Here is a 13962-nt window from a genome sequence, read left to right as displayed (position 1 = left end):
CAAGCAACAGCATGAATAGAATCATCTTTTTGACAGCTTCCCTCTTACTGGGAATACTCTCCGTCTTCTCGCAGAACGCCTTCAATACCCCGGGCGCAGGTAATCCCGTCATCCCCGGATACTTTGCCGACCCTACTATAAAGAAGTTTGGTGACACTTATTATATGTATGCCACAACCGACGGTAGCGGTGCCGGCTTTGGCCCTGCCCAGGTATGGACCAGCAAAGACTTCGTAAACTGGACCCTGATGCCCATGAACTGGCCCGACAGCCACTGGATATGGGCTCCCGACGTGATGCAGCACACCGATGGCAAGTATTACTATTTCTATTGCCAGCCCTGCATTATCCATTGCGGTGTAGGGGAAACTCCGCGCGGACCGTGGAAGAACATTCTGGGAGAAAGCGAAGCAGTCCTCATTCCGGACCGTTTTGTAACAAATGCCATCACACTGGACGGACAGACTTTCGTAGATGATGATGGTTCGGTATACATGTACTGGGGTACCTGGGGGATATACAAAGGCTTTGGCTGCGGTGCCGGAAAACTGGCGCCCGACTTGAAAAGTTTCACCGAAACCCGCCTCATCCCCAATACCGAAGCAACGGATTTCTTCGAAGCTCCCTTTGTCATCAAGCGGAATGGAACTTACTACTTCATGTATTCTTCCGGTTCCTGCCACGACCATACCTACCGTGTGCAATATGCCACTGCGGACCAGCCTTTAGGTCCTTATAAATATGGCGGTTGCATCCTCGAAACCAATGCCAACGGCACCATTCACGGCCCCGGACACCACAGCATCTTGCAGGAGGGCGACAACTACTACATCGTCTACCACCGCCACGACAATCCGCACTCCAACCGTGGCTTCCACCGCCAGCTTTGCATCGACCGCATGACATTCAATGCAGACAGGACGATTCAGAAAATCATCCCCACTCATGACGGTGTAGGCGCACTGGCTCCTTCCGTTGTTAAATCAACCAACCTCGCCTTTGGAAAAAGCGTGCGTGCCTCTTCCTCTTATGATGACAATTTCCGCCCCGAATATGCCGTAGATGATAACAACGGCACCTTGTGGCGTCCGCGCGGCATGGGACAGGAATGGATTGAAATAGACCTGGGACGTAGCCAACCGATACAAACCATCTGGACACAATTTGAATACGGCACGCAGTTCTATCAATATCTCCTCGAAACTTCCACCGATGGAAAACGCTGGAATATCTTTGCCGATAAACGGAACAACCATCTGGCAGGCAGTCCGATGGTGGACTTCGGAAAAGCCAAAGCCCGCTACATCCGCCTCACCTATACCGGTGGGCAAAAGAATGGTTTCGGCGGTGCCATCTGGAACATCAAAGTATTCTCCGGCATCGAAGCCTCCGCCCCGCAGCAATGGCTCGGACTGACTGCCGCCGACTGGAATGGTCGCGAATGGCAAAACAACGAAGGGATGTTGGGAGGAGCTTTCACTCTCAAAGAAGGCGCAGCCCGCACCGGACGTATGGCCGGACGTGACGCCCTGATACTTGAACCGGGCACTACGCTGGAATTCCGTCATCCGCTGATTTCTCCTTCCAAAGAACATACAATTAGCGCGTTAGTTTATAGATTAGGTAGGTGGCAAAGCTACGAATCGGAGTCCGCCCTCTCATCGGGTGTGATTTCGCTTCAAAGCGGAGCCGAACCTTTAATCATCACTAACCTCCGCTATTATAACTGGAAACAGGAACCTGCCGAACTAGCCTATGATGCCACCACGGATATTGTTCGTCTGCCGGCAGCCGACCAGCAAAAGCGCGGTCTGGTAGTGAGTATCACTGCCGATGACTTTGCAGCCGGAGACACCGTGCACTATTTCTCCAATCATGGAGTAGACGGATACTTCGAAGCTCAACGCGCGCCTTCTGTCATCCGGGAAGTGCAAGGCAAGAAGAGCTTCCATTTTGAAGGACATCAGGTATTCCGTTCCAGCTTCTCACTCCCTGCAACCTTGCTGGACAATGCTCCCTATACATTGGATGCTTGGATATTGAACGACTCCATCGCAGAAAACGAATGCGTGGCCGACTTCACGACATCGCATGACGAACTGGAAAAGATTATGCTGGTAAACGGTACAGAACCGCGCTGCGGAGTTATCAACCACTACGGTTGGTATGAGGATGCCGGTTATAAGGATATGAAAACGCTGGAAGGTAAATGGCAACACGTCTATATCTGCTTTGACGGCCGGATGGAGCAGGTATATATAAATGGACAACTAATCAGCGAAAAAGACATTCAATTGCTGATAAAACCGTCACAATACGTAACTTTGGGGCAGAATGCAGAACGCAACTGGCCGTTCACAGGCTACCTGCATTCACTGAAACTCTGGGACGAATATATTCCGATGAAAAAATAACACCATAAATAGAATGATAACCATGAAGAAACTTTTAGTAAGCACTCTGATGCTTGCCACTGCAATAGGCGGTCAGGCACAAATGAAAAATCAGTCGCACGGCTACCCCATTGACCCTGTGCCCTTCACTTCGGTAAAAGTGACCGACTCCTTTTGGGGGCAACGCCTCAACGCAAGCCGTGAAGTAACCATTCCTCTTGCTTTCAGCAAATGCGAGGAAACAGGAAGATATCAGAACTTTGTCAACGCAGCGCATCCCAGCGATACGATAAAAGTCGGTGGACTGGCCTTTGATGATACGGACGTCTATAAAACCATCGAGGGCGCCAGCTACCTGTTGCAGACTTATCCGGACAAGAAACTGGCTAAGTACATCGACAGTGTACTGGTGATTGTGGCCGCCGCACAGGAACCCGACGGCTACCTCTACACCAGCCGCACCATGAACCCGAAGCATCCGCACGAATGGGCGGGAAGCAAGCGCTGGGAAAAGGTAGAAGACCTGAGTCACGAGTTCTATAATCTGGGACACATGGTGGAAGGCGCCATCGCCCACTATCAGGCAACCGGAAAGAAAAACTTCCTCAACATCGCCATTAAGTACGCCGATTGCGTATGTCGTGAGATAGGTACAGGCGAAGGGCAGCAAATCCGTGTTCCCGGACATCAGATTGCCGAAATGGCACTTGCCAAACTTTATCTGGTCACCGGAGACAAGAAATACCTCGACCAGGCTAAATTCTTCCTCGACCAACGCGGTTACACCAGCCGCACGGACGAATACAGTCAGGCACACAAACCCGTTGTCCAGCAGGATGAAGCCGTGGGACATGCCGTTCGCGCCGCTTATATGTACGCAGGGATGGCCGACGTGGCAGCTCTCACCGGAGATACCGCCTACATTCATGCCATCGACCGCATCTGGGACAATATCGTCGGTAAGAAGTATTACATCACCGGCGGTATCGGAGCTACCGCTGCCGGAGAGGCTTTCGGTAAAAACTACGAGTTGCCCAATATGTCAGCCTATTGCGAGACTTGCGCAGCTATCGGCAATGTATATGTCAACTACCGTCTGTTCTTGCTCCACGGCGAATCAAAGTATTATGATGTATTGGAACGTACCTTATATAACGGTTTGATTTCGGGTGTATCACTGGACGGCGGCGGTTTCTTCTACCCGAATCCGTTGGAGAGCATGGGACAACATCAACGCCAGCCCTGGTTCGGCTGCGCTTGCTGCCCCTCTAATATCTGCCGTTTCATTCCGTCATTGCCGGGATATATCTATGCGGTAAAGGATAAAGATATCTACGTTAACCTCTTCATGTCCAACACTTCGGACCTGAAAGTAGGCGGTAAGGCTGTTTCTATCGAACAAACAACGAAGTATCCCTGGAACGGAGACATCGCCATCGGTATTAAGAAGAACAATGCCGGGCAGTTCACGATGAAAGTACGCATCCCGGGATGGGTACGGGGCCAGGTAGTTCCGAGCGACCTTTACACCTACAGCGACGGCAAGCGTCTGAAATATACAGTAGCCGTGAACGGAGAACCCGTACAAAGCGAACTGAAAGACGGCTACTTCTGCATCGACCGCCGTTGGAAGAAGGGCGACAAAGTGGAAATACACTTCGACATGGAACCACGCACCGTGAAAGCCAACAATAAAGTGGAAGCCGACCGTGGACGCATTGCCGTGGAACGCGGCCCGATTGTGTATTGCGCTGAATGGCCGGATAACAACTTTGATATTTTCAGTGTATTCATGAACCGCAACCCGAAGTTTGAAGTAGTGGAGAAGCCCGATTTACTGTATGGCATCAACCAACTGAAGACAGGGGCACAGATTCTTGGATACGATGATCAGGGGCGTCTGACTACCACTGACGTGAATTTGACCCTGATTCCTTATTATGCATGGGCACACCGTGGTTCGGGAGCCATGCTCGTATGGTTACCGCAGGAATTAAGCGCATCCCACCCCACCATGCCCGCCACGCTGGCTTCGGAAAGCAAGATTGATGCTTCACACAAAGTAAAATCTATCTCAGCCATCAACGACCGCCTGGTGCCGAAAGATGAGAACGACCGCTCCATGCCTTACTATCACTGGTGGCCGAAACAGGGAAGCACCGAATGGATTTCATACGAATTCCCGGCAGAAGCAACCGTCAGCAGTGCTACCGTATATTGGTTTGACGATGCTCCCTGGGGTGGTTGCCGCGTACCGAAGAGTTGGAAGATTTATTATAAAGATGCACAAGGCGAATGGCAACCCGTTATCGGTGCCGACCGCTACGGCATTGCCAAAGGAACAGGAAACACAGTGAACTTCGACCCTGTGAAGACCAAGGCTGTAAAACTGGAAATCATACTGCCGGACCGTGCCGCTGCCGGCGTTTACGAATGGGAAATAAAATAATAATGTCACCACAGATTACACGGATTAACACAGAGAATCTCTTTTTCTTAAAATCTGTGTGAATCCGCGTAATCTGTGGTGCAAAGAATATTCAATTAATGAAAATGGTTAGATTAGGTTTGTCAGTAGCCATGCTCCTTTGCGGGGGCATGGCTATTGCCCAAGGTACGGTAGAGGATTACAACCGTGCCTATTCATTGAGAGAGAAGTTCAGCGCAAACAAAATATTCTACTCCAATGTCACACCGACGTGGATAGAGGGTACACATCAGTTCTGGTATGTGCGCAATACACCGGAAGGACGTATGTATGTATCGGTGAATACCGACAAGAAAGGGAGAAAAGAGTTGTTCGACCATAGCCGCCTGGCTGACGCACTTACCAAGGCATCCGGCAAAGAAGTGAAATCTTCCGCCATCAATCTGGAGCGACTGCATGTAAACAAAAGTCTGGACACACTCCGCTTTGTTTTCAATAACCAGCGATGGAGGTATGCCACCCGGAAAAACCAGTTGGCAAACGAAGGCGCTCTCCCCGTTCCCCAAAAGCAGAAACATTGGATGGAACGGGATGATGAGAAGACTGCCAATCCTATTCCTTCGCCTGACGGCAAGTACACAGCATTCATCAAGAATCATAATGTATACGTGAAAGAAGTTGCCACAGGGAAAGAAAGACAGTTGAGTATAGACGGCACACTGAGCAATTACTATTCAGCCTATATCCGCTGGTCACCGGACAGCAAGAAAGTGGCTTCCTGCAAGATACGTCCGGTTGAGAAGCGTTATGTATATTACGTGGAGTCTTCTCCAACGGACCAACTGCAACCTAAGCTCCACAAGCAGGAGTATGCCAAACCGGGAGATGAACTCCCATTTAAGGTGCCTTGCATCTATGAAGTGGAGACAGGACGCAGTATTATCCCTTCCACTGATTTGTTTGCCCAACAATATGAGATATACGGCCCTGAATGGAACCCGGACAGCCGTGCCGTAACCTTCGAATACAATCAGCGCGGGCATCAGGTGTACAGGGTATTGGAACTTTCGGCAGAGACCGGCAAGGTACGTCCACTGATAGAGGAAAGCAGTGATAAATACGTAAACTACACCCGCCATTTCCGCCATGACCTGAGGGACAACAAGCATATCATCTGGATGAGCGAACGCGACAACTGGAACCATCTCTACATGTACGACCGCACCACTGCGCAGCCCGTCCACCAAATCACCAAAGGCGAATGGTATGTGCGCGAAGTGCTTCGTGTAGATGAAGACAACCGGCAGATTTACTTCTCCGCAAATGGTGTACAACCCGGTGAAGACCCTTATCTCATCCGCTATTACCGCATCGGCTTCGACGGGAAAGACTTGGTTTGCCTTACTCCGGAAGAAGGAATGCACCGTGCCTGGTTCTCGGGAGATATGAATTATCTGGTAGACGTTTACTCTATGGTAGACAAAGCTCCTGTAGCCGTACTGCGCAGCGCCAAGGATGGCAAAGTAGTAATGCCATTGGAAACTGCCGACATCAGCCGCCTGATAGCCGAAGGCTGGAAAGCACCGGAAGTGTTTACCGCCAAAGGGCGTGACGGCAAAACGGATATGTGGGGACTGATTGTCCGTCCCACTAATTTCGACCCGAACAAGAAGTATCCGGTTATCGAATACATTTACCAAGGTCCCGGCGACCAATATGTACCCAAGACTTTCATTCCGTACAACTGGTACATGACTTCACTGGCAGAACTGGGTTTCATCGTTGTCATGGTGGATGGAATGGGAACTTCTTTCCGTTCACGCGAATTTGAAAATGTATGTTATAAGAATCTGAAAGATGCCGGACTGCCTGACCACATCGCTTGGATTAAAGCTGCCGGAGAGAAGTATCCGTATATGGATATGGACCGCGTAGGCATCTACGGCTGTTCCGCCGGAGGTCAGGAATCCACCACTGCTGTGCTGCTGCATCCCGAATTCTACAAAGCCGCTTACTCCGCCTGTGGTTGCCACGACAATCGCATGGATAAAATCTGGTGGAACGAACTCTGGCTCGGATATCCCGTAGGCGACCAGTACAAAGAAGGTTCGAACGTGGAGAATGCCCATTTGTTGAGTCGTCCCCTGATGCTGGTAGTCGGTGAACTGGACGACAATGTAGACCCTGCTTCAACCATGCAAGTAGTAAATGCTTTGATTAAGGCGAACAAGGATTTTGAACTGGTAGTCATCCCCGGCGCACACCACACAATGGGCGAAGATTTCGGGGAACATAAACGGTATGATTTCTTTGTAAGACATCTGATGGGGGGAAACCCGCCGAAGTGGGGTGAGGTGAAGAAGTGATTAGTGATTAGTGGTTAGTGATTAGTGGCTGGATGTGTCATAGCGCAGCCTGCTAATCACTAATCACTAACCACTAATCACCCCTTCAACCGTATTACGAACCTGCTCCCCTTTCCCAATTCACTTTCCACCGTCAGCGTGCCGCCATGAGCCTCCACAAAGTCCTTTGAGATGGACAAGCCCAGGCCACTGCCTTGCACCTTCGTACCCGGCACACGGAAATAACGGTCGAAAATACTTTGATGATAACGCGGGTCGATGCCCTTGCCAAAGTCCTGCACGTACATCTCAATAGTTCCGTCTTCATGCTTGGCACCAATCACCACACGCCCATTTTCTTTGGAGTAGCGGATGGCGTTGCTCAGAAGATTCGTCAATACCCAAGCTATCTTTTCACTATCCACAAACAGTTTCGGCATCTTCTCACCGGGATATTCCACTTCTATCTGAATACCAAATTTATCAGCCTGCACCTGATTGGCCTTAATGGCATACTCAATAAGCTCGATAGGCTTCGTTATCTTCGGCATCATCTGGAGCTTGCCGGCTTCTACTTGTGTCATATTCAGAAGCTCACCGGTGATACCCAACAGACGGTCGGCATTCTCTTTAATGCTTTTCGATAGTTGTTCCTGCTCGTCGTTCAAAGCTCCCACCCGTTTGTCTTCCAGCAATTGCAGACTCATAAGAATGGCAGAAATAGGCGTTTTCAGTTCATGGGAGATGGTGGAGATGAAGGTGGTCTTGGCAGAGTCCAGTTCCTTGAACTCGGTGATATTCTTCAACAGGATGACGTCACCCAGGTTTTGCGGTTCGTCCGTATCGGTTTCCGTGTTCATAATCGTGATATAGGACGCCTGAAAATAACTCTCCTTGTTGTCCGCATAGATTTTCAGCGGTTCCTTCTTTTCACTGGGAGTGATGAGTTCGCGCACCAGACGGCGGAGCAGGTCGTTCTTCAGCGAGAGTTCTTCGGCGGAATGGCGGATAACCTCTTCCCGCTTCAAATTCAGCACGGTGAGCGCCTCTTTGTTGATGAAAAGTATTTCATGCTCCCGGTTCAGGCCGATGATAGGATCGTGAATACTATTCACAATGGCTTCCAGAAACTTCTTGGCAGCAAGAATATCATTCAGTGTGCTGGCACGGTATTCCGCCAGCCGTTCCGCCATGCGGTTGAAGCTGTCGGCCACTGCGCTGAACTCTTCGTGCCCACTCATGTCGAGGCGTTTCTCGTAATTGTGATTGGCTATTTCGAAGATGCCGTGCGTCAGTTCCTGAATAGGCTTACTGATGGAACGGGGCAACCAGACCAACAACACGATACTGGCAAGAATACAGACGCCTCCAGTAACGGAAATCCACAGCAGAGCACGCTGCAAACCCGGCATGGCGGCGGGACTGTCCGGTTCGGTGGCTGTCAGTATCTGAAGATTCACTACGGAGAGAGCAACCAGCAGAATGATCATACCGGTCAGAATGCCTACACTGAGTATCAATTTAGTACGAATATTCATAATGCACTGATGAATTAAATTTTATGCAAGTATAATCAAATCTATGTTTGCTTGCGCCAATTCGCTCACAAATTTTCTGTATTTCAACACCATGAACAAGGATTGCGGAAAGCGGAAAGCAGGACTGCCCATGCAAACCGTCGTAATTTGCCGCTCTTTACAGGCCCGTACCACGGCATCCAGCACGTCCCGGGACTGTACCTGGAGGACTTCACCATCCAACTCAGTGACCAGTTTGAAGTGGTTCAGCAGATAACGCTGGCTTGCCAGGTCGATACGGTCGGCACTCTCGCGGGGCGTCTGCACATACAGGGCAATGAAAGAAGTATTGTAGCGGGTAGCCAGCCGTGCCGCCTTACGGATGATGCGCCGTGGCGTCTTCTCATGACTGCTGATGCATGCCAGAAACTTCTCGTGCCGGACGCCTACGCTCGAAATGACGACTTCGTTCTCCACCTTCTTCTCCACTCGCAGGGCTACTTCCTTCAAGGCCAGTTCACGGAGTTGGAGGATGTTCTCGGTCCGGAAGAAGTTGGTCAGTGCCGTCTGCACCTTCTCCGGGCGATAAATCTTGCCGGCTTTCAGACGGGTTATCAGTTCTTCGGCAGTCAGGTCGATGTTCACCACCTCGTCCGCTTCCTGAAGGACACTGTCGGGGATGCGCTCTTTGACTTCGATGCCGGAGATGCCTTGCACTTCTTCGTTCACGCTCTCGATGTGCTGGATGTTGACGGCGGAAATCACGTTGATGCCTTCGTCCAAAAGGTCCATCACGTCCTGCCAACGCTTTTCGTTACGACTGCCTTCTACGTTGGTATGCGCCAGTTCGTCCACGATGACTATTTCGGGATGGATGCGGATGATACCCTCCAAATCCATTTCTTCCAGTTCCTTGCCTTTGTAGAATATCCGGCGGCGGGGGATGACGGGCAGGCCTGCAAGGAGAGCTTCCGTCCCGGCACGTCCGTGGGTTTCGATGTAGCCGATTTGCACGTCTACGCCGTTGTCCAGCAGGTCGTGGGCTTCCTGGAGCATCCGGTAAGACTTGCCCACACCGGCTATCATGCCGATGTAAATCTTGAACTTGCCACGACGGGATTTCTTTATCAGGTCGAGGAAGTGTTGCACGTTTTGTTCTCTGTCCATACCTTTAAGTAGTTATCATTATGGGTTAGCCGGGATTAGTAAGTGAGTTGGCATATCATCAATACGGATGATGGGTACCATCAATACGGATGATGGGTAGAATCAATGCCAATGATTCCTACAATCAATGCCAATGATTCCCACAATCAATGCCAATGATTCTATGCTAAGTCATAGAGACAAGATACCTCTGTCACTTACATTAAGGCTTTAAGGTTATGCCAAAGACTAAGTGGGTATCTTCCAAACAAGGATTCCAGATAGCCTGTGCAAATATAGGCAATGAAAATGAGTCTGTTATCCTGATAGCCGTAGTAGCTTTCAATGCTACATTGGTAAAGGCAAAACCGGAGTTTCCATATCCTACCGTATAAGTTTCATAAGGAACGAATCCTACGGTTGCATTCAAATCTACCGACTTCACGCTGAACGGATAGTTCAGTTCACAATAGGAAGAATAGTTTTGCGCGCTTTCCTCATTCTTATCGGCACCGGCAAACATGGTGTACCAAGCTATGGACAGGGGAAACTTCTCGCAAGGCAACGTATAGGCCAGACCAGCTTCAAAGAAATGTGCCGTCTCATGACTTTTGAAGTTGAAATACTGACGGGCACCCTGTCCCGCCCACCAAAGGCTCGCCACAGACAGTGACAGACCGGACTCGCCGAATGCGTAAGCTGCCGTCAGGTCTATCTCCTTGTTTGCCTGGCCTTCGGTAGATTTATAACCGTCGAAGTCCGTGGAACCCCACGCAGTCAGAGAGAAGCCGCCGATGCCGAAACCCAGTGTAGGTTGGAAGCTGGCTCCCGTCTGATATACGCCGCGCCAGACGTAAGAGCTTACTAAATCACCCTGCACGGTAAATTCCTGTGCCTTCACATCGTTTGTCCCCAAAAAGCATGCAGTAACAATGGCTGCTATTACAAAAAACGTTCTTTTTACTTGTTTCATAATTCATTCAATCTTTAAAATACAATCTCTTAAAAAGAGAGAGGCGTGTCTCCGTTCACCCTGTTTTTAGACATCACCATGGCAAAATATGAACGGAGCCTGTCCGCCTCTCTTCTACCAACCTAAAGTTATATTCTGATTATTAAAATAATTGGTTATACAAATGATAATTTACCAGCGTGCATTTCCTAAGTCTGTAAGGCTTTTATCTTATAGCCCAGGGTAACACCCTGGGTAATGGATGCTCCCACAGTCTTACGCCCTGTAAGGGCAAAAGCCCATGCGTGCTGTAATGCCCTTACAGGGCGCAAAGAGAAACACATGGTAATCCCCCAGGGCGTTGCCCTGGGCTATAAGATAAAAGGCTTTCAGCCTACCAGGTACTATCACGTCAATGAGTATGCCGAAAGGAAACCTTGATTCAGCGCTACGCTGCTAAATTATCATTTAATATTGTCTATCTCTTCGAGTGCAATGTTCAGTTTCAACACATTCACCTTTTCCGTCCCGAAAAGACCGAGCAGTGGTTTCTGTATCGTCTCGTCCACGATACTCTTCACCTTCGCCTCATCCATGCCACGTGCCTGGGCTACGCGTTTCACCTGTACATAAGCACTGGCGGGAGTGATATCCGGATCAAGCCCCGAAGCACTGGCTGTCACCATTTCAGCCGGAACGTCCTTGCGTTGCAGATAGGGATGGTGCACCAGGAAAGTATCAATACGGGCTTCTACTTCCGAAAGGTATTCTTCGTTGGTAGGACCTTTGTTGCTACCGGAAGAACTGGTAGCATCGTAACCGTCACCGGCATGGGAAGGGCGTCCCCAGAAGTAGATGTCTTTTGTAAACATCTGTCCTACATTAGCGGCACCGACCACCTTACCATCCAGAGTCGCTACTTCCGCATTACCCTTATTTGGACCTGCCACCTGGGCAAATATCCACAGGATAAGGATATAGAATACAGAGAAGAACACGCAAAACGCAAGTGTTATTTTAAGGGATTTGAATAATGTTTTCATTATCTTGTTATTTATTAGTTTGTTATTATCAGGCCTTCTTCCGAAAGGAAACCCGGCCGGGGCGCCTCGCCCCTAAAAGAATAAACTGACCACCATATCTATTAATTTAATTCCGATAAAGGGTGCAATGACACCGCCTAAGCCATAAATCAGCAAGTTGCGGCGAAGCAATGCACTGGCACCAATCGGTTTATACTGTACTCCTTTCAGTGCCAACGGAATCAATATAGGAATAATGATAGCATTAAAGATTATAGCTGAAAGGATGGCTGACTCAGGACTATGCAGCCCCATGACGTTCAGCGGTGCTAACTGAGGGATGGCTACCATAAACAAAGCGGGAATAATCGCAAAGTATTTAGCCACGTCATTTGCTATAGAGAACGTGGTCAATGTACCGCGCGTCATCAACAACTGTTTACCGATTTCCACAATTTCAATCAGCTTCGTAGGATCATTGTCCAAGTCCACCATATTACCGGCTTCCTTTGCAGCCTGCGTACCGCTATTCATAGCAACGCCCACATTTGCCTGTGCCAATGCCGGAGCATCATTGGTACCGTCTCCCATCATTGCCACCAGTTTACCGGATTGTTGCTCTTTCTTGATATATTCCATCTTGTCTTCCGGCCGGGCCTCAGCAATAAAATCATCCACACCGGCCTTTTCTGCGATGTACTTTGCCGTCAGCGGGTTATCTCCGGTCACCATTACCGTCTTCACTCCCATCTTGCGAAGGCGTTCGAAACGTTCCTGAATACCCGGTTTGATGATATCCTGCAACTCAATAACGCCAGCCACCTGCCGGTTGACACACACTACCAACGGTGTACCGCCGTTACTTGAAATTGCAGCAATCACATCTTCCACCTCTTTCGGGAAACTGTTTCCGGCACTCTCCGCAATCCGGCGGATAGCATCGAAAGCACCTTTACGTATCTGAGTACCATTTTGTAAATCCACGCCTGAACACTTTGTTTCGGCAGTGAACTTAATCATCCGGGCACCCGTAGTATTCAGGTCACGCATACGGCGACCTGTTTCCCGTCCCAGTTCTATAATTGATTTACCTTCCGGTGTTTCATCGGAGATGGAGGACAGCAGGCAAGCCTCAATAAAATCACGTTCGTCCACACCGGGAGCTGCATAGAACTTCGTAGCTTTACGGTTACCGATTGTAATAGTTCCCGTCTTATCCAGCAGCAACGTATCAATATCACCGGCCGTTTCCACCGCCTTACCCGATTTCGTTATCACATTGGCACGAAGCGCACGGTCCATACCTGCAATACCGATAGCGGAAAGCAGACCACCGATTGTGGTCGGTATCAGGCAGACAAACAGGGAGAGAATAGCTGCAATCGAGATGTACGTTCCCGGATGATCTATATTCGTATAGTCCGCCATCGGAATCAGCGTGACGCAGACAATCACGAATACCAGTGTGAAACCTGCCAGCAGGATAGTCAACGCTATTTCATTCGGTGTTTTTTTCCGGGTAGCGCCTTCCACCAGGGCAATCATCTTGTCGAGGAAGCTCTCACCCTGTTGTTGGGTTACCAATACCTTTATCTTATCAGAAAGCACCTTCGTACCACCGGTTACGGAACTCTTATCTCCACCCGCCTCACGGATTACCGGGGCAGATTCGCCTGTGATGGCACTTTCGTCAATGGAAGCCAGTCCTTCTACAATCTCACCGTCAGCCGGAATCGTATCACCGGCTTCGCAAATAAAGTAATCACCTTTCTTCAGGCGTGCACTACTGATATTGCAGACTTTGCCATCAATCAGGATTTTAGCGGGAGTCTCCTCACGCGTCTTGCGCAGGCTGTCGGCCTGAGCCTTACCACGAGCCTCGGCAATGGCCTCAGCGAAGTTGGCGAACAGCAGAGTAACAAAGAGAACGACGAACACCAGGAAGTTGTACCCGAATGTTCCATATTCCGTAGTTCCCAGCGAGAGGATGCAGACTACCAGCATCACCAGCGTCACAAGCTCCACCGTAAACATAATCGGATTCTTAATCATCACCCGTGGATCCAACTTCACGAATGATTGCTTCAAGCTTTCCATAACTTGCTCCTTTTGAAACAAAGAAGCTGATTTCTTATCTTTCATATCTTTCTTTTTCTACT

General features: G+C 49.5%; 9 protein-coding genes. 4 read left to right on the top strand and 5 right to left on the bottom strand.

Translation table 11 applies throughout. The annotated features are described in order from the left end of the window. The first annotated feature begins 11 nt into the window (after positions 1–11). From BUC01_RS07315 to BUC01_RS07305, 3 genes are all read left to right on the top strand, one after another. Positions 12–2414: a family 43 glycosylhydrolase gene (locus BUC01_RS07315; RefSeq protein WP_073313152.1), complete on the top strand. Its 2403-nt coding sequence runs from the start codon at positions 12–14 to the stop codon at positions 2412–2414. Between the two features lie 22 nt (positions 2415–2436). Beyond that, on the top strand, positions 2437–4842 hold the full coding sequence (locus BUC01_RS07310) for a glycoside hydrolase family 127 protein (protein ID WP_073313216.1): 2406 nt from the start codon (positions 2437–2439) through the stop codon (positions 4840–4842). Between the two features lie 98 nt (positions 4843–4940). After that, positions 4941–7187, top strand: coding sequence for a S9 family peptidase (locus tag BUC01_RS07305; RefSeq protein WP_073313151.1), 2247 nt, complete (start codon positions 4941–4943; stop codon positions 7185–7187). Between the two features lie 77 nt (positions 7188–7264). Here BUC01_RS07305 and BUC01_RS07300 read toward each other — a convergent pair whose 3' ends face one another. The 3 genes from BUC01_RS07300 to BUC01_RS07290 all read right to left on the bottom strand — a co-directional run bounded on the left by BUC01_RS07300 (position 7265) and on the right by BUC01_RS07290 (position 10802). Next, a complete protein-coding gene (locus BUC01_RS07300) occupies positions 7265–8704 on the bottom strand; it encodes a sensor histidine kinase (RefSeq protein WP_025835745.1) in 1440 nt (479 codons plus the stop codon). A 21-nt stretch (positions 8705–8725) separates the two neighbouring features. After that, complete coding sequence (locus tag BUC01_RS07295; protein ID WP_009129358.1) at positions 8726–9850, bottom strand: hypothetical protein; 1125 nt, start codon at positions 9848–9850, stop codon at positions 8726–8728. Positions 9851–10052: 202 nt separating this feature from the next. Next, positions 10053–10802, bottom strand: a complete 750-nt coding sequence (locus tag BUC01_RS07290) for a TorF family putative porin (protein ID WP_025835749.1) — start codon at positions 10800–10802, stop codon at positions 10053–10055. Between the two features lie 237 nt (positions 10803–11039). Here BUC01_RS07290 and BUC01_RS07285 point away from each other — a divergent pair, with 237 nt between their 5' ends. Next, positions 11040–11222 (top strand): hypothetical protein, encoded by a 183-nt coding sequence (locus tag BUC01_RS07285; protein ID WP_073313097.1) that lies wholly within the window; start codon positions 11040–11042, stop codon positions 11220–11222. 23 nt (positions 11223–11245) lie between these two features. Here BUC01_RS07285 and BUC01_RS07280 read toward each other — a convergent pair whose 3' ends face one another. Beyond that, positions 11246–11824, bottom strand: a complete 579-nt coding sequence (locus BUC01_RS07280; protein ID WP_007660283.1) for a K(+)-transporting ATPase subunit C — start codon at positions 11822–11824, stop codon at positions 11246–11248. Between the two features lie 72 nt (positions 11825–11896). Then, positions 11897–13945: a potassium-transporting ATPase subunit KdpB gene (kdpB, locus tag BUC01_RS07275; protein ID WP_025835871.1), complete on the bottom strand. Its 2049-nt coding sequence runs from the start codon at positions 13943–13945 to the stop codon at positions 11897–11899. Positions 13946–13962: the final 17 nt, after the last annotated feature.

Source organism: Bacteroides stercorirosoris (assembly GCF_900142015.1).
GTDB classification, from domain to species: Bacteria; Bacteroidota; Bacteroidia; order Bacteroidales; family Bacteroidaceae; genus Bacteroides; species Bacteroides stercorirosoris.
The sequence above is the reverse complement of the archived record's forward strand: the minus strand, read 5'-3'. Positions and strand labels throughout refer to the sequence as shown.